General features: G+C 57.8%; 13 protein-coding genes. 5 read left to right on the forward strand and 8 right to left on the reverse strand.

Features of this window, described 5'->3' with window-relative positions; translation table 11 throughout:
* Nucleotides 1–113 precede the first annotated feature (113 nt).
* A complete protein-coding gene (locus HNR03_RS09525) occupies nt 114–1,334 on the reverse strand; it encodes an aspartate aminotransferase family protein (RefSeq protein WP_259153015.1) in 1,221 nt (406 codons plus the stop codon).
* Between the two features lie 286 nt (nt 1,335–1,620).
* Here HNR03_RS09525 and HNR03_RS09530 point away from each other — a divergent pair, with 286 nt between their 5' ends.
* A complete protein-coding gene (locus HNR03_RS09530; RefSeq protein ID WP_259153016.1) occupies nt 1,621–6,336 on the forward strand; it encodes a dermonecrotic toxin domain-containing protein in 4,716 nt (1,571 codons plus the stop codon).
* A gap of 8 nt (nt 6,337–6,344) precedes the next feature.
* On the opposite strand, the gene HNR03_RS09535 is transcribed toward HNR03_RS09530, so the two are convergent.
* The 7 genes from HNR03_RS09535 to acs form a co-directional block, all read right to left on the reverse strand.
* The gene (locus tag HNR03_RS09535) at nt 6,345–7,325 is read right to left on the reverse strand and encodes a GlxA family transcriptional regulator (protein ID WP_010457247.1); all 981 of its coding nucleotides are present in this window, start codon (nt 7,323–7,325) and stop codon (nt 6,345–6,347) included.
* A gap of 245 nt (nt 7,326–7,570) precedes the next feature.
* Complete coding sequence (locus tag HNR03_RS09540) at nt 7,571–8,335, reverse strand: ABC transporter ATP-binding protein (RefSeq protein WP_007943885.1); 765 nt, start codon at nt 8,333–8,335, stop codon at nt 7,571–7,573.
* A gap of 27 nt (nt 8,336–8,362) precedes the next feature.
* Nucleotides 8,363–9,475, reverse strand: a complete 1,113-nt coding sequence (locus HNR03_RS09545) for a M14 family metallopeptidase (protein WP_222588083.1) — start codon at nt 9,473–9,475, stop codon at nt 8,363–8,365.
* Between the two features lies 1 nt (nt 9,476).
* On the reverse strand, nt 9,477–10,175 hold the full coding sequence (locus tag HNR03_RS09550) for an ABC transporter permease (RefSeq protein WP_259153017.1): 699 nt from the start codon (nt 10,173–10,175) through the stop codon (nt 9,477–9,479).
* Nucleotides 10,172–10,861, reverse strand: a complete 690-nt coding sequence (locus HNR03_RS09555) for an ABC transporter permease (protein WP_090187128.1) — start codon at nt 10,859–10,861, stop codon at nt 10,172–10,174. Before HNR03_RS09555 ends, HNR03_RS09550 begins: the two co-directional genes overlap by 4 nt.
* 91 nt (nt 10,862–10,952) lie before the next feature.
* Nucleotides 10,953–11,726 (reverse strand): ABC transporter substrate-binding protein, encoded by a 774-nt coding sequence (locus HNR03_RS09560; RefSeq protein WP_090187130.1) that lies wholly within the window; start codon nt 11,724–11,726, stop codon nt 10,953–10,955.
* 698 nt (nt 11,727–12,424) lie between these two features.
* Entirely contained in the window at nt 12,425–14,380 is a 1,956-nt protein-coding gene (gene acs / locus HNR03_RS09565) for an acetate--CoA ligase (protein ID WP_259153018.1), read from the reverse strand.
* A 473-nt stretch (nt 14,381–14,853) separates the two neighbouring features.
* Between acs and HNR03_RS09570 the strand changes: the two genes are divergently transcribed.
* The 4 genes from HNR03_RS09570 to HNR03_RS09585 all read left to right on the forward strand — a co-directional run bounded on the left by HNR03_RS09570 (nt 14,854) and on the right by HNR03_RS09585 (nt 18,341).
* Entirely contained in the window at nt 14,854–15,117 is a 264-nt protein-coding gene (locus HNR03_RS09570) for a DUF2790 domain-containing protein (protein WP_090187135.1), read from the forward strand.
* A 188-nt stretch (nt 15,118–15,305) separates the two neighbouring features.
* The gene (locus HNR03_RS09575; RefSeq protein WP_222588086.1) at nt 15,306–15,620 is read left to right on the forward strand and encodes a hypothetical protein; all 315 of its coding nucleotides are present in this window, start codon (nt 15,306–15,308) and stop codon (nt 15,618–15,620) included.
* Nucleotides 15,621–16,137: 517 nt separating this feature from the next.
* Nucleotides 16,138–17,388: a ribonucleotide-diphosphate reductase subunit beta gene (locus HNR03_RS09580; protein WP_259153019.1), complete on the forward strand. Its 1,251-nt coding sequence runs from the start codon at nt 16,138–16,140 to the stop codon at nt 17,386–17,388.
* A 419-nt stretch (nt 17,389–17,807) separates the two neighbouring features.
* Nucleotides 17,808–18,341, forward strand: coding sequence for a Bro-N domain-containing protein (locus HNR03_RS09585; protein ID WP_259153020.1), 534 nt, complete (start codon nt 17,808–17,810; stop codon nt 18,339–18,341).
* Nucleotides 18,342–18,376: the final 35 nt, after the last annotated feature.

An 18,376-nucleotide genomic window follows, 5' to 3' on the forward strand; every position in this document is an offset into this window, starting at 1 on the left:
CATTATCGCTGTCTGACCCACCGCTTTCGCGAGCAAGCCCGCTCCCACATTTGATCCGGTCCGGCATAAAAAATTTGGATCGACGCCTGAATGGTCAGGCGTCGAAGGGTCTATCAGGCTTGCGTCAGTTTGGCGGCAGCGCGTTCGAAGCGGTCCAGACCTTCATCGATATCCGCGTCTTCAACCACCAGGCTTGGCGCGAAACGCACCACGTCCGGGCCAGCTTGCAGAATCATCAGGCCTTCACGTTCGGCGGCGTTGAAAATGTCCTTCGCCTTGCCTTTCCAGGCATCGCTCAGCACGCAACCGATCAACAGGCCCATGCCGCGAACCTTGGTGAACAGGCCGTACTTCTCGCCGATCTGCTCCAGGCGAGCCTTGAACTTGTTGTGCTTGGCTTTGACGCCAGCCAGCACTTCAGGGGTGTTGACCACGTCGATCACCGCTTCAGCAACAGCGCACGCCAGCGGGTTGCCGCCGTAAGTGGTGCCGTGGGTGCCGACGACCAGGTGTTTGGCCAGGTCTTCGGTGGTCAGCATTGCCGCGATCGGGAAACCGCCGCCCAGGCTCTTGGCGCTGGTCAGGATGTCCGGGATCACGCCGTAATGTTGATAGGCGAACAGGTGACCCGTGCGGCCCATGCCGGTCTGCACTTCGTCGAAAATCAGCAGTGCGTTGTGCGCGGTGCACAGATCGCGGGCACCTTGCAGGTATTCGAGTTCGGCCGGGATGACACCGCTCTCGCCCTGGATCGGTTCCAGGACAACGGCGCAGGTCTTGTCGGAAATAGCGGCTTTCAAAGCAGCCAGATCGTTGAACGGCACGTGAGTGATGCCGGTGATCTTCGGACCGAAGCCATCGGAATACTTCGACTGGCCACCGACGTTCACGGTGAACAGGGTACGACCGTGGAAGCTGTTGAGTGCGGCGATGATTTCGTACTTCTCGCTGCCGAACCGATCGAAACCGACGCGACGGGCCAGCTTGAAGGCGGCCTCGTTGGCTTCGGCGCCGGAGTTGCAGAAGAATGCACGCTCGGCAAAAGTGGCGTTGACCAGCTTGTGTGCCAGGCGCAAGGCCGGCTCATTGGTGAACACGTTGGACACGTGCCACAGCTTGTTCGCCTGTTCGGTCAAGGCACTGACCAGCACGGGATGCGCATGACCCAATACGTTGACGGCAATCCCGCCTGCGAAGTCGATCAGCTCGCGGCCGGACTGGTCCCAAACGCGGGAACCGGCGCCACGCACAGGGATGAATGCGGCAGGCGCATAGTTGGGAACCATTACCTGGTCAAAATCGGCGCGTTCTACCGCAGCGTGCTCAACGGACATCGGAGTCTCCTGATGAGGAACACTCGCCGGGAACTGGCGAGCTTGGTGAGGATTGTAAGGACAGTTTTCAGCCCGGCCTTGCCGCCAAGCGACAACTTCTTATAGCGCAAACCCCGGTTTTTCCCGGGTTTACGGCAATGCGACATATAGGGTCGCAAAGGCGCAGTTTAAACCGCCGGCACAGGTTATAGGCAGGCTTGTCGACCGGTGCGGTAAATATGTACCGCACACGGTGCTTCATCGTTTGTTTTGCTTGGCGTCCATCCAGCCGCTAAGGGAATAGCGCATGAATCAGCAAGAACCGGAGCCAATGGCTCAACCAGACGCGCATTTCCAACATGCGTTCAACAATCTGCCCGACTGGGTCTTGAAAGCATCACCGGCAACGCGAGGCGCACTGAAAAGCGCTTCAGTGGCAGTGCCCGAATGGCACACCACCGCCACCCGCGAACAGTTGCTGTCATTGAAAGCCACCAGCGCGCAACACTGGACTCAGCGCAACAAGCTGGAGTCGATGCTGGATAAGCTGCAAAACGCCCGAGACTTCGCCAAACCCCTCCTGAGTGATGCATTAAAGAGTCGCTTCGGCCTGGAGCTGGACGTCGAGACAACCTTCCTGCGCCTGTACATCCCGCAAACCACGCCATGGTTCGCGATCAAGACTGGTGCTGCCCGCACCTGGACGGTTTCACTGCTCGATGCGGCGCTGCACAATTTCGAGGACTCGGAGACTGCGTCGGATGCTTATGAATCCGTCTCGACGTTCATCACCAAACCTTCGTCCACCGGGCAATTCGATACGTTGCCGACGATCAAACCCCGACTGTCCATTCAGGACTTCACCCGGTTGTGCAGGGAGCTGGATATCGGCGCTCAGTACGAAGCGCACCTCAAAGACAACCTGGGGTTTACCAACCCCGTGGCCGGCGCGGTATTGAAGTCGAGTGTCATCGCGACGCACAAAGCGGCCCTTCGCTCCGCGCTGCAATTGGCTCACGTTCGCGAAGACCTGCCGGCCGATGCGTATCGTTCGATTCTCGCCATCGTCGAGGGCCAAAAAAACGTGATGCTGGGCAACTGGCGGCTACACGCCAATGACCTGAAAGTGATGTCCTCGGTGCTGACCGGAATCGTCATTTTTGCCCCGCGACTCGATCTCAAATCGCAAGCATCGCGAATCGTCGTCTACATTCCCGACGACCCGGAACATCCGCTCAAACAGTACCCCGACACCTTGTCGTTCATGGCGGACCTGACCCGCAAACTGCGCTCCCCCGCCTACCAGACCTTCTTCAGCCGATTTGTCGATCATGGGCAACGAGGTGAATTTTTCGCCGACCTCAACCGCCGACTTAGCGGCGTGACCTGGCATGAGCACACTCGCGGCGACCCACGGCCAAGCTGGCGCGACACGCCCGTCGACAAGCCGAACCTGCAGTTTTCGCTGAGCCCGATCAACAGCTGCCTGTGGATTCACCTCTATCAGCAACAACTGAACAAAATCCTTAACGACGCACGCACCCTCGCGGTCTCGACCGCTCGTGCCGACCAAAACGCACGATGGGCGGCGTGGGACGCCTTCAGCCGTATCGCCAAATCGATTCTTGAAGTGGCATCGTTCGTTGCATTGCCTTTTGTGCCTTTCCTGGGAGAGGTGATGCTTTCCTATATGGCTTATCAGGTACTCGACGAAACATTTGAAGGCATCATCGATTGGGCCGAAGGTCTGAAAACAGCAGCCTTCGAACAACTGATGACGCTCGTCGAAACCGTGGTTGAGGTGGGGACATTCGCAGTCGGCGGCGCCATGGCGGCGGGTGCATTCAGCCGTCTGCTGTCCAGCGAAACCGTGGCGCTGCTTTCGCCACTCAAAGCGGTCGCTACTCCGGCAGGCAACACCCGATACTGGAAGCCGGACCTGACACCGTACGAACAATCCGTCGACTTGCCCACTGCCGCCACACCCGATCACCTGGGTTTGTATCAGCATCAGGGCAAGACGTTGCTGCACCTTGAGGGCAAGCTCTATAGCGTCAAGCCGGACAGTGAAACAGCGCAGTTTCAGATTGAGCATCCGCACCGACCCGACGCCTATCAACCGCCCCTGCGGCACAACCGGCATGGCGCCTGGCAGACCACTCTGGAGCAACCTCTGGCATGGGACCGGGAAACCGTTATGCGGCGCCTCGGCCACAGCGTCGAGTCGCTCAGCAATACCGAGCGCGAACAGATCCTGCAGATCAGCGGCTTCCACGACAATGTGCTGCGCGAGACGCATGTCGAGAACCAACGCCCGCCTTCGCTACTGACCGACACCATCAAGCGCTTCAAAATCGACCGCGAGATTCAGGCCATCGTCGAGCAGCCCCTTGGCGATCCCCCCGATCTTTACCAGGCCCTCAACCAGCGCAAATCGTTGTTCGAATCGCGCTACCGTGAGCTTGAAAAAACCGACGACCCACACGTTCAACTGGTGCAAGGAAGCGCTCAAGGTTTGCCGACAGACATCGCACAAGAACTGGTGAGCAACACAACCGGCACCGAGCTGATGCAACTGGAGAATGGTCGTGTGCCGCAGCGCCTCAAGGATGTGGCGGTGAAAGCCATGGAGGCGGTGCGCGGCGCCCGGGCGTTTGAGGGATTTTATCTAGAGGGCATGGACACAACGGACACCCATCGACTGGCGTTGCATAGCCTCGAGTCGTTACCCGGCTGGCCGCTCGGGCTGCGCATCGAGGTCAGGGAATATTCCTCTGAAGGGACCTTGCGCGACAGCATCGGCCAGGAAAACGCCACCCTCGTCAGAACGCTGGTGCACGCAGATGACGGCAGTTACCAGGTCCATGAAGTCTCTGATGTGCCCGTCGATTTTTATCAGGCCATTCTTCAGGCACTGCCGGATTCCGGGCGCACTACGCTGGGCTTTTCCCTTGAAGACGGCTTGGCTTTCAAACAGCACATCGCCGAGCACGCACAGAACCAACCGGCTCTACGGAGCGTGTTTGCGAAACATCCGCAGCGAAAACCTTACTACGACCCGACGACCATGCGCCTGCCGGGCGGGGCTGATGGTTACGGTCGCGTTGACCCCAATTCGCCCTCGCTCGATGACAGGGTGCGCGAGGTCTATCCCGACCTTGCTCCACAGGAACTGCAGACGCTGGTCACTCGCTTGCAGCAACATCCCGATGGCGCTCGCGTCGAGCTGTCCCGCCTGAGCCGCGAACTTGCCCGACTGCATCAAGACCTGCACCAATGGATTAACGACGCGCCCACCATCCACCCCGAAACCAGGCTTGCGCTGACGGACCTGGAACGGCAGGTCGAACTGCAAAATCGTCAATTGCTGGCCCAGGAAATCCAGCGCAGCTGGCGTCGCCAATCGGAACCGGACCTGGACGCACCAGGCATCGGCCCCCGCTACGCATTGCGGTTCAATGAACCGATCCTGGGCGATCTGCCAACACTGACGGCCGACTTCAGCCACGTCTCACTGCTGTCGCTTGAGGGCCGTCGTGCGGAACAAGGAATTCACAATTTCCTGCAGCGTTTCACTCATCTGCGTCGCCTCGATTTGCGCCGTTTCACCCTGACCACCCTGCCCGACGCCATCCCCAAAATGGCCAACCTCGACGCATTGGTGCTCAACGATTGCGCCATCAGGTTTGACGCCCTCGCCTGGTCAAAACTGTCCCCCCTGAAAAAAATGGTGATGCTGGACCTGCACCGAAATCCTTTCGATACGGTTCCCAACATCGACTCGTTTCCAGAACTGGTGCACCTGGACCTGAGCGAAACAGGCTTGATCGACATCCCCGGCAGCGCACTGCGCCACCCGAAACTCGACACCCTCCTGTTAATGAACAACGGCATCACCGAACTGCCGCCCGGTTTTTTCGACAGCGCGCTGTACGACAAACGCGGTGTGCACCTGTCATCAAACCCGCTGACCGACAGGGCACGACAACTCATCAAACTTCATTACCTGGAAACCACCTTCGATGTGGGCGTCAATGCCCCGGACGCCGATATCCAGCGCGTCAGGGCGCTCTACCCGACCCGGGAGATCGAACAGGCCAGCGAGTTTGTCTACGATTTGCCGGGCACGCTGGAAGATGGCCGCATAGAGCTGACCCGTCTGGAAACGGAGCTCGCTCGGCTAAACAATGATCTGGCAGCCTGGACCGCTGACTTGCCGCCCCTGCACCCGCTGACCGGCGAACCGTTCAATGCTTTCCAGTTGTTTGCCGAACATGCCAACCGCGACGAATTCGCGAGAGTGCTGGAGCGGTGCTGGCGGCAAGAGTCCGAACTGGATGACTTCAATGATTCGCTTGAGCCAACGTATGAGTTTGTCTTCGATCAGCCCATCCATGGAGAACTTCCGCCACTCAGCGCCGACTTCAGTCATGTGTCCGCACTGGAGCTGCGAAGCGCTGATGGCGTGACTCGGGTCGGGCGTTTCCTGGAGTCCTTCCCCAATCTGAAAAGCTTGAGGCTGCGTGACTTCGACATCGCCGACATTCCCGAAGCGGTATTCAAGATGGGTCAATTGCGCTCACTGTCACTGCCCGACTGTCGCGTCAGTCTGTCTGCCAACTCGGTTAACGCATTGGCCGGAATGGAACAGCTCGATTATCTCGACTTGAGCCTGAACCCGCTGGCGCGCACACCTGACTTGAGCCAAATGACAGAGCTTGCGACCGTTCTACTCTCGAGAACCGGTATTACGACCATACCCGAGGGCCTGTTTTCGCTAACGCTGCTCGACTGGGCAGATTTGAGCGACAACGCAATCGCCGACATCCCGAGCGAGTTTATGGAATTGCCGTTGGAAGTAGCGGAAACCATAAACTTACGGGGCAATCCGTTTGCTGAAGAAGCGCTGCTGCGGATGATCAGCTACTTCGAAAAGACGGGCATGGATTTCGGCGTGGAAGAGGTGATCAATCGAGGCGAGATGCAAATGTCGTCCACGGAAGGGTCCGAAGTAGACGAATAAATTCGCCGTCAGCCTCGTTCCGATGGCACCGATGACAACTCGAACGGGCTACTGCTGCGCCGCTGGTTGCGATCTTCTCGCGGCGTGGCACCGAAGAAGTTGCGGTAGGCGCTGGAGAAATGCGGCCCCGACGAGAAGCCACACGACAGGCCGATCTGGATGATCGACTTGCTGGTTTGCATCAACATCTGCCGGGCCTTGTTCAGGCGCAGTTCCAGGTAGTACTGGCTCGGCACGCGATTGAGGTATTGCTTGAAAATCCGTTCCAACTGCCGACGGGATACGCACACGTGCTGGGCGATTTCGTCGGTGGTCAGCGGCTCTTCGATGTTGGCTTCCATCAGCAACACGGCTTGCGTGAGCTTCGGATGGCTGGAACCGAGGCGGTTCTGCAGCGGAATGCGTTGGCGCTCGCCGCCTTCGCGGATGCGCTCGACCACCAGTTCTTCGGAGACCGCACCGGCCAGCTCAGCACCGTGATCACGGGCCAACACCGCCAGCAGCAAGTCGAGAACCGACAAGCCACCGCACGCGGTCAGGCGATCACGATCCCAGTCGAACAGATGACTGGTGGCGATGACTTTCGGGAAACGTTCGGCGAAATCGTCTTGCCAGCGCCAATGCACGGCGGCGCGGTAGCCATCGAGCAAACCCAGTTGAGCCAATGGGTAGACACCGGCCGACAAACCACCAATCACACAACCGGCTCGCACCAACTGCTTCAACGAACTGCTGAGCGCCGGCGCGAGAGTGGTCGGCGGCTCATCGGCGAGCAAAAACAGTTTCTGGAAATTTTCGAGCTTGCCGGCCCACGGCTCACCCGGCAATTGCCAGGCGCCTTCGGTCGGCGGTTCGGCCTGTAAAAACGACAGTTCGTAGACAACGTCCGGATGCACACGCTGGGCAACACGCAAGGCCTCCTCAGCCAGCGCAAGCGTCAGTGCTTTAGTGCTGGGCCAAATCAGGAAACCAATTCGATGGGCAGTCATGGCGGGCAATCCGAAACGAAACAGTGATGAAGGCATGGGCCAATGCTAGCCCGTAAATGAACGCATATCTCGAAACCAACACAGATCCATTGTGGGAGCGGGCTTGCTCGCGAAAGCGGTGGTTCAGATAACAACGATGTTGACTGAACCACCGCTTTCGCGAGCAAGCCCGCTCCCACAGGGGATAGGGGCCAGCCTTTAGGTTGCGAAGCATGCACTATCCCGGTGCGCAACGGGAGTTCGGTTTACTTCAGGCTACCCGAGAGGAATTGCTGCAGGCGTTCGGACTGTGGATTGACCAGCACCTCACGCGGGTTGCCGCTTTCCTCAACGACACCTTTGTGCAGGAACACCAGCTGGTTCGACACTTCACGGGCAAAACCCATTTCGTGCGTGACCACCACCATGGTCCGGCCTTCTTGCGCCAGGGCCTGCATCACCTTCAACACATCGCCGACCAGTTCCGGGTCGAGGGCGGAAGTCGGTTCGTCGAACAGCATCACCTCAGGTTCCATCGCCAGCGCACGGGCAATCGCCACGCGCTGCTGCTCGCCGCCGGACATATGGCCCGGATAGGCGTCCTTGCGGTGGCCCACGCCCACCTTGTTCAAGTAGTGCTCGGCCTTTTCACGGGCTTCAGCCTTGGACATGCCAAGCACGTGAACCGGCGCTTCCATGATGTTTTCCAACGCGGTCATGTGCGACCACAGGTTGAAATGCTGGAACACCATCGACAGACGCGAACGCATGCGTTGCAGCTGTTTCGGGTCGGCGGCCTTCAGGGCGCCGTCCTTGTTGGCGACCAGTTTCAGCTCTTCGTTGTTGAGCAGAATCTTGCCCGCGTGCGGCTGCTCCAGCAGGTTGATGCAGCGCAGGAAGGTACTTTTGCCGGAGCCACTGGAGCCGATGATGCTGATCACATCGCCAGCCGCCGCTTTCAGGGACACGCCCTTGAGCACTTCGTGACTGCCATAGCGTTTATGCAGGTCTTGGACTTCAAGTTTGTACATGCGGTCGGTTCTCACAAAAACAGTCAGTCAGTCGTTGAGCAAGCGCCCGTGACGCAGCGCTTCGCGCCCCGCCACCTTGGCCAGCCAGAAACCGGGTTGGGCATAACGCAGCCGTTCAATGGCAAACAGCACCCCGGACGTACCAGCACACACCGTGCTGACCCGATCCGCTAACGGATCGATCACTTCGAAAATCTCGTCGCCGGCTTCAATCCATTCACCGGGTTTACGCAGGAAACTCACCACACCCGGGTGCGGTGCAAACAGCAATTCAGTGCCTTCGAACGGCAGGCCTTCGCACGCTTCCTGCGCAGGTTTTGGCCATTCGCCGCTGATCAGCCCTTGCTCGGCGAGGAACGCCAGAATGCCTTCGGCATAAGCACAGGCTTCAGCGCGGCCAGTGTCGGCCTGACCACCCAATTCAATGGTAGTTGCCAGGCAAGCCAGCGGGATTTGCGCATCGGGAAACTGACGCGACAGGCGCAACCACGGCAGCGAGCAGGCTTCATCGAAGGAACTGCCACCGGAATCTTCCGCCAGCAGCCCCACTTTCACGTCCAGGTGCGCGGCAAGGGAACGCCATTGCGGCCAGTGCTGCGGCAAGGCATACATGTGCAGCGCCGCCTCGGCATCGCAATGCAGATCCAGCACCACATCGGCGGTGCACGCGTGGCTGAGCAAGATGCGCTGCATGCCTTGCAACTGGCTCGCGGCCGGCGGCAAGGCGTCGAGCGCATCGCTCATGGCCTGGCGAATCATGCGGATGTTGGCGTGCGGATCATCACCCAGATGCCCGTCGAGCGCAGCGGCCACTGGCGCACTCAGCTCGACGAAATCGCGGTTGAAGTTCTTGCCGCTGCCCGCTTCGAAACGCCCTTGATGATTGCCTTGCAACAGCTGACCGAGGCCCAGTGGGTTGGCCACTGGCACCAGTTCGATCACACCGTTGAGCAAGCCTTGGGCTTCGAGTTCGGTCAGGCGCTTTTTCAGCTCCCAGGCCGTGCGCATCCCCGGCAGCTCATCGGCGTGCAAGCTGGCCTGAATGTAGGCCTTGCGCTCGCCGGTACCGAAGCGGAACACCGAAATCTGGCGTTCGCTGCCCAGGTGGCTCCACGGCAATGAATGATCGATGCGTTCCATATCAGTGCTTCCGCGGGGCCAGATAGCCCAGCCAGCGGCGCTCGGCCAGTTTGAACAGTTTGACCAGAATGAAGGTCAGGCACAGGTAGAACACACCGGCCGTGATGTAGGCTTCGAACGGCAAGTAGAACTGGGCGTTGACCGTGCGCGCGGCACCGGTGATGTCGATCAGGGTCACGATGGACGCCAGACTGGTAGTCTGCAGCATCATGATCACTTCGTTGCTGTACTGCGGCAGCGCCCGGCGCAGGGCCGACGGCAGCAGGATGCGCTTGTACATTTTGTAGCGCGACATGCCCATCGCCTTGGCCGCTTCGATCTCACCGTTCGGCGTGGCGCGCAGGCTGCCGGCGATGATTTCAGCGGTGTAGGCACTGGTGTTGATCGCGAACGCCAGGCACGCACAGAACGTTGCGCTGGACAGCCACGGCCACAGGAAGCTTTCACGTACCGCTTCGAATTGCGCCAGACCGTAGTAGATCAGGAACAACTGCACCAGCATCGGGGTGCCGCGGATCACGTAGGTGTAGAGCCAGGCCGTCATGTTGACGATCGGCTGCTTGGACACGCGCATCAAGCCGAGCGGCAAGGCGCACAGCAGGCCGAAAAACAGCGATAGCGCGAGCAATTTGAGGGTGGTCACCAGGCCGCCGAAGTACAGCGGCAAGGCCTCCCAAATGACGTTGTAGTCGAAGATCATAGATCAGCCGCCCTTACGCCTACCGAGTAGCGCTTCTCAAGGTGACGCAATGCCAGCAACGAGACGCTGGTGATCACCAGGTACATCGCCGCCACTGCGAGGAAGAAGGTGAAAGGCTCGCGGGTGGCATCTGCCGCCTGCTTGGCCTTGAACATCATGTCTTGCAGACCGACCACCGAAATCAGCGCAGTCGCCTTGGTCAATACCAGCCAGTTGTTGGTGAAGCCCGGGATCGCCAGACGAATCATCTGTGGCACCAAGACCCGGAAGAACACCTGAAAACTGCTCATGCCGTACGCCATGCCGGCTTCTGCCTGACCTTTGGGGATCGCCATGAAGGCGCCACGGAAGGTTTCCGACAGGTACGCACCGAAGATGAAGCCCAGGGTGCCGATACCGGCGGCCAACGGGTTCAGGTCGATGTAATCGTTAAAGCCAAGCATCGGTGCGACACGGTTAAGCAAATCCTGGCCGCCGTAGAAAATCAGCAGGATCAGCACCAGATCGGGAATACCGCGGATCACCGTGGAGTACAGATCGCCCAGCCATGCCAGCCAGCGAACCGGTGACAGACGCAATGCAACGCCGATCAGACCCAGAACGATGGCCAGGGCCATGGACGACAAGGCGAGCTGAAGCGTCAGCCATGCGCCATCGAGGATGACAGCCCCGTAGCCTTTCAACATGATTCAGGTCCTCGAATGTTGGGATGAAAAAATGGCGCAAACCTCAGAGATCCTGTTGCTTGCGCCATTTCGGACTTGTCGCTTGGACGTCTTACTTGCCGTAGATATCGAAGGCGAAGTATTTGTCCTGGATTTGCTTGTACTTGCCGTTCTCGCGAATGGCAGCGATCGCGGTGTTGATCTTGTCTTTCAACGCGTCGCCTTTGCGAACCGCGATACCCACGCCGTCGCCGAAGTATTTGACGTCGGTGAAGGCCGGGCCAACGAAGGCGAAACCTTTGCCGGCGTCGGTTTTCAGGAAACCGTCATCCAGCAGCGTAGCGTCTGCCACGGTGCCGTCGAGACGGCCAGCGGCCACGTCGAGGTAGATTTCGTTCTGCGAACCGTAAGGCTTGATCTCGGCACCCAGCGGGGCCAGGACTTCGCGAGCGAAACGCTCGTGGATCGAACCACGTTGCACGCCGATGTTCTTGCCCTTGAGCTCAGCCAGGCTGTCGCTGACCGGAGTACCGGCTTTCATGACAAGGCGAGCCGGGGTGTTGTAGTACTTGTTGGTGAAGTCCACGGATTTCTTGCGGTCTTCAGTGATCGACATGGACGACAGGATCGCGTCGATCTTGCGCACTTTAAGTGCCGGGATCAGACCGTCGAACTCTTGCTCGACCCACACGCACTTGACCTGCATCTGTTCGCACAGGGCGTTGCCGATGTCGTAGTCGAAACCAACGATGCTGCCGTCCGGCGCTTTGGAGGCGAACGGAGGGTAAGCCGCTTCGATGCCAATTTTCAGAGGCTTTTCATCGGCGAAGGTTGGCAGAGACAGCACGGACAGTGCCAGGGCGCCAAGCAGCACGAGTTTCTTCATCTTGGGACTCCATCGGTAAAGGGCTAAAACGGCAGAGTGAGCGACAGCCCAATATGCGAATGAGTGGAACCGGAAAAGCGATGCTGCGTTGTAGGAATCGCGCGTTATTTTCAACGCGGGCGACAACGAGCGAGTGATCGGCATTCTAACGACAGGCCCGAAGCCGATATTTCTTCAATGCGACAACTAATTACAGAAGCACCGAGAAAGCCGCTTGGGCGCGTTGACAGCCTTGCAATTTCATGCAAGAGCAAAAGACAGTGAACCGATCTATGTTGCAAATTGCGGGCCTATTATTGGCAAACCCTTCTAATCCGGCAAGCGCAGCGTTGTGTCTTATTTTTCTGGGTGGCTGCAGAGGCCCGGGAATGGGGCGATGCGTTTCTCAATGCCCCGTATCGGTTCAAGCGGTTACACATTCAGTTACTTGAAGGGTGGTGGGTAACAGTAGGAATGGGCTGACAGGTGAGCCGATAAATATTGGTTGGAAATCAACGTTGATCGTCCTGATCGTCCTGATCGTTCCCACGCTCCGCGTGGGAATGCCGCCCGGGACGCTCTGCGTCCCTTCCAACGTGTGACGCAGAGCGTCACTGGATGCATTCCCACGCGGAGCGTGGGAACGATCAACCCCAGGTAATAAAAAGCCCCGCCAGGCGCAATGCCTGGCGGGGCTTCGATGACTCAAGAATTGTTACTTACGCAACATTCATGGTCTTGTGCGTCTCGATCAAATGCTGCACCACTCCCGGATCCGCCAGGGTGGAGATATCCCCCAAGCCATCGTATTCGGCCGTCGCAATCTTGCGCAGGATGCGGCGCATGATTTTGCCCGAGCGGGTTTTCGGCAAGCCTGGCGCCCACTGGATGACGTCAGGGGATGCAATCGGGCCGATCTCCTTACGCACCCAGTTTTTCAGCTCCAGACGCAACTGCTCGCTCGGCTCTTCGCCACTGATCAGCGTGACGTAGACATAGATGCCCTGCCCCTTGATGTCGTGCGGCACACCGACGACGGCGGCCTCGGCGACTTTCGGGTGAGCAACCATCGCGCTTTCGATTTCGGCGGTACCCATGCGGTGGCCTGACACGTTAAGCACGTCATCCACGCGACCGGTGATCCAGTAGTAACCGTCTTCATCGCGACGGGCGCCGTCACCGGTGAAGTACATGCCACGGAAAGTCTTGAAGTAGGTGTCGACGAAACGATCGTGGTCGCCGTACAGCGTGCGCGCCTGGCCTGGCCACGAATCGAGAATCACCAGATTGCCCTCGGCAGCGCCTTCGATGATGTTGCCCAGGTTATCCACCAAGGCTGGCACCACGCCGAAGAACGGACGTGCCGCAGAACCCGGCTTGAGCGCGTGAGCACCCGGCAGCGGGCTCATCATGTTGCCGCCGGTTTCGGTCTGCCACCACGTATCAACGATCGGGCAACGGGACTGGCCGACATTTTTGTAGTACCAATCCCACGCTTCCGGGTTGATCGGCTCACCGACCGAACCCAACAGACGCAGGCTGCTGCCATCGGCGCCTTCTACAGCGGCAGTGCCCGACGCCATCATCGCGCGAATCGCGGTCGGCGCGGTGTAGAGAATGTTGACCTTGTGCTTGTCGACGATCTTCGCCACCCGCGTGATGTCCGGGTAGTTCGGCACGCCTTCGAACAGCACCGTGGTCGCGCCGTTGGCCAGAGGGCCATAGACAATATAAGTGTGGCCAGTGACCCAGCCGACGTCGGCGGTGCACCAGTAGATTTCGCCCGGACGGTAGTCGAACACGCGCTCGTGGGTCATCGCCGCGTACAGCAGATAACCGCCAGTGGTGTGCTGGACACCTTTTGGCTTGCCGGTCGAACCGGAGGTGTAAAGGATGAACAGCGCTTCTTCAGCGCCCATTTCTTTCGGCGCGCAAACCGCGCCCGCCACTTTCATCAGGTCTTCAAACCAGATGTCGCGATGCTGGTTCCACTTGATGTCGCCACCGGTGCGCTTGCACACGATGACTTTTTGAATGCTGCTGGTTTCCGGGTTGGTCAACGCGTCATCGACGTTGGACTTGAGCGGGATCTTCTTGCCGGCACGAATGCCTTCGTCGGCCGTGATCACCACTTTGGATTTGCAGTCGATGATGCGGCCTGCCAAGGCTTCCGGCGAGAAGCCACCGAAGACCACCGAGTGAATCGCGCCGATCCGGGTGCACGCCAGCATGGCGACCACGGCTTCGGGGATCATCGGCATATAGATAGTCACCACGTCGCCGCGGTGCACATCCTGGCCACGCAAGGCGTTGGCGAACTTGCAGACTTGTTCGTGCAGCTCGCGGTAGGTGATGTTGCGGCTCTCGGCAGGGTCATCGCCCTCCCAGATGATCGCGATTTGATCGCCGCGCTCGGCCAGATGGCGGTCGAGGCAGTTGTAGGAAACGTTCAGGGTGCCGTCGGCGAACCATTTGATGTCGACATGGTGATCGTCGAAGGACGTCTGCTTCACCGTGGTGAAAGGCTTGATCCAGTCGAGGCGCTTGGCTTGTTCGCGCCAGAAGCCGTCCGGGTTGACGACAGACTGCTGGTACATCGCCTTGTAGGTCGCCTCGTCAGTCAGCGTGTTGGCCAGAACCTCGGGACGAACGGGATACAGGGAAGCCGCACTCATCTTTCTTACCTCGGTGGAATAGTTGTTTTTGTATGACCCTGTTGTAGCCGGGCCGGGCCTATAGAACCATTCGACGATGGTAGTAACAAGCCCCTACAAACTATCGTGATAAGCCCCGGACACGCCTGGAACGCACGTCCCAAACACCCCGCCAGCCCACTGGGAACGTGACTTGTCCGCGAAAAACGATGACGCGGCGCGCTTGAAAAACCACGTCGTAATTCAGCCAACAAACCGACTTCTACAACGTTAATCGGTGATTGTTACGAAATCTGTCAAAGGTGTTTATCAAAAGCCCACCTATATGAATGCAGACCCCACGCCTAAAATCTGCCTCGCCAACAAGGCAAACCCTGATTAACCAAGTTGCAGCCCCCACGAAGGCAGTTAATCAACCAACCAGTGATCAAGTTCCACACGCAACCCCAAAAAGGTTGCGTGACCCCACTCGACCTCTAAAAGGTAAAAAAGAAATGAAAGCTTTATTAGTTCTGGCCCTCAGCAGTCTGTGCGTAACCGCCATGGCAGACGAGGCTCCGACTGATGTTGCGCAGCAAAAACCGGCCATCGAGGAATACACTTACTCCACTCACCTGGACATCGCCAAAGTTATCTCCATGAGTGAAGTCCCGGATGTGTGTGGCGTCGTTCCAATGAAAATGGAATACGACGACTCCAACGGTCAACGCCATATTCTTCGCTACAGCATCATGGGTAACGGCTGCTCTAACGGCTAATCACCCGGCACTTTCCTAAACGGTTCGACCCATCCGCCCGCTGTTTCAGGCAGATGAAGCGCCGAACCGTATAGATCGATTTTTACGATTGTTTTAAGCATTTATTTGCGCTTTTTAATCAAATTTGTCGGCGTAGTATGAATTCCACACCCAAGGCATAAAACGCCCACGAACCTGGAGCCACTATCATGAAAACCAAACTGATCCTCGCCCTGACCCTGTCTGTCCTGGCTGCCAACACCTTCGCTGCTGACGGTTACGACCGCACCGGCTCGGCGGCTTTCACCACTGAATCGGCTGTCGCTGCTGACGGCTACGACCACACCGGCTCGGCCTCCTTCGCCGCTGATGGCGCCGACCACATCGGTGCAGGCAAACTCGCCGCTGACGGTTTTGATCACACTGGCGCCGCCAAAGTCGCTGCCGATGGTTCTGATCACACTGGCGCCGCCAAGGTTGCTGCCGATGGTGCTGACCGCGTTGGTGCCGCTCGCTTCAGCTGATCACCGAGCGTGACTTACAGCCCGACTTCGGTCGGGCTTAGTTGTGTCTGGAGCCACCGAAAACCGATTCAAAACACAACATGTAGTGAAAAACCGCTTTTTTTGGCTATTTTTTGAACAAAAAATTTGTTCACCAAAATTTATGAAAAAAAATCTTCACCCGCGATATCCAGCCAAAGCCCTATAAACCCTCGCTCCGACCGAAAAACCCGCCTTCTCGACCGCTCCATGCGCGGATTCGCCCCACCACTGCCGCAAAAATTTCCCTATAATGCCGCCTTAAACGGGCCTGCAATATTCCCTTACAGGGATAACAGCCAGTCTGAAGCCCACGCCGAAGTCCTCACCGATTTCTGCGCCCCTCAGAGGCTCTCGGAACCCCGTACAAAATTATGTTTATTTGCCTGCGTGTACCGCTGCAAAAAACGCTATCCAACGCGGCCAGTAAGGTCGTGTGAAAAACCAACCATAGAGTTTTCACACGGGCATCTGGCCCTCACGCAGGAGACGACACGTCATGCTGAGCTGGGACGAATTCGACAAAGAAGACAGCGGCGAGACCGTGGTAAAAGGCGCCAACGCCGGCCACGCGACTGAAGCCAACATGGACCGACTCGACACCGCTGGTGGTGTCGCCGCTCAAGAAGCTCGCGCCGTTACCGCGAACGACTCTGCCGCTATCGCCCGTGCCAAAGCTGCCCTGGACAACCTCGACATCGCCGAAGGCCTCGCCGAACTCGAAGGCGCCTCCGCCCGTGTTGCCGTCGACGAAAAGCGCATGATCAACTGCCGCGCCGACCTTAACCAACTCGTGCCTTTCAAGTACGACTGGGCCTGGCAGAAGTATCTGGACGGTTGCGCAAACCACTGGATGCCGCAAGAAGTCAACATGACCGCCGACATCGCCCTCTGGAAAGACCCGGAAGGCCTGACCGACGACGAGCGCCGCATCGTCATGCGCAACCTCGGCTTCTTCTCCACCGCCGACTCCCTGGTTGCCAACAACCTGGTCCTGGCCGTGTACCGCCTGATCACGAACCCGGAATGCCGCCAGTACATCCTGCGCCAGGCTTTCGAGGAAGCGATCCACACCCACGCCTACCAGTACTGCATCGAATCGTTGGCCATGGATGAAGGCGAGATCTTCAACATGTACCACGAGATCCCATCGGTCGCGAAAAAAGCCACCTGGGGCCTCAAATACACCCGTTCGATCTCCGATCCGAAGTTCGAAACCGGCACCGTCGAAACCGACAAAGAGCTGCTGCGCAACCTGATCGCCTACTACTGCGTTCTGGAAGGCATCTTCTTCTACTGCGGCTTCACCCAGATCCTCTCCATGGGCCGCCGCAACAAAATGACCGGCGTCGCCGAGCAGTTCCAGTACATCCTGCGCGACGAATCCATGCACCTGAACTTCGGCATCGATGTGATCAACCAGATCAAAATCGAAAACCCACACCTGTGGGATGCCGAAATGAAGGAAGAAGCTTCGCAGATGATTCTGCAGGGCACTCAGCTGGAGATCGAATACGCACGTGACACCATGCCTCGCGGCGTATTGGGCATGAACGCGTCGATGATGGAGGACTACCTGAAGTTCATCGCTAACCGTCGCTTGTCTCAGATTGGGTTGAAGGAAGAGTATCCGGGGACTACGAATCCGTTCCCTTGGATGAGCGAGATTATGGACTTGAAGAAAGAGAAGAATTTCTTTGAGACTCGGGTAATTGAATACCAAACTGGTGGTGCGCTTAGCTGGGACTAATAGTCTCGCTCGCCACGATTTGACGATTGCTGCCTGAATCGACAAGTCGAAAAAACAAAAGCCCCGATCTAATCGGGGCTTTTTTATTGGGGAATGAATTCCTACCTTTCACCCCTACGCTACTGCGTCAGAACTCCTACAGCACTTACAGCTGCTTCCGCATTGATGTCCACTCAAAGCACCACTAAGCTCCATTGCAGGTGCCTAAGAAACGCCCAACGTAGAAAGCTTGGCCAATCGCTCAGATGCGCAATCACCTTTAGGTGATTCGTGTCGTTAAGATGCGTGCTGGCTGTGTTCGTTGGGATTTCTTAAGTCCACTCTACGTTGGGTTCAGGCCCTCCAAAATCTAAACGTAGAGGTAATGGATATGCCTAAACTTGACCAACCCCGTACTCTGGAAATTCTGGTGATCAGCCATGTCTGATCCCTTCTCGGTAATGGCCTTCTCCCGCCACAATCTTGTCCTTCATGCCCTCCTCCTGGAAAACCAGCCATGGTTCTGCGCCCGCGATTTTGGTCGATTGATGGGCTTGCATCTGAATGATCGGGTCGTCAGCAAACTCGATGAAGATCAGAGGCACACGTTGCTGATCGATTACCACGGGCAACCGGAAAAACGCTTGATGATCAGCGAGTCCGGTGCGTATGCATTGTTGGTTTACCACTACGCGCCTGGGAATCGGTTGTTGCGCGAGTGGCTGACTCATCAAGTAGTGCCGGCTTTGCGCGATGCGGCACCGTCAAAAAATTCTGATCGACCAATGTTGAGTTTGTTGGATTGGCCGGAGATGTCGTTGAGTCTGTTGCATTGGCAGGATGAAGGCTGGATTCGGCTTCGGGACATGCCTTATCTGTTGCTGAATCGCACTCGGCGGCGAGTGCCGGTGATTAAGCCTTGGTGGCGGAAGGTTTTGGAGGCTCTTCAGTCTTCAAAGCATTCGGTTAGTTAGCCTTTGTAGGACCAACTGAAAGAAGCGTCGGTATT

The sequence above is a fragment of the Pseudomonas sp. JAI111 genome, assembly GCF_024809425.1.
GTDB lineage: Bacteria > Pseudomonadota > Gammaproteobacteria > Pseudomonadales > Pseudomonadaceae > Aquipseudomonas.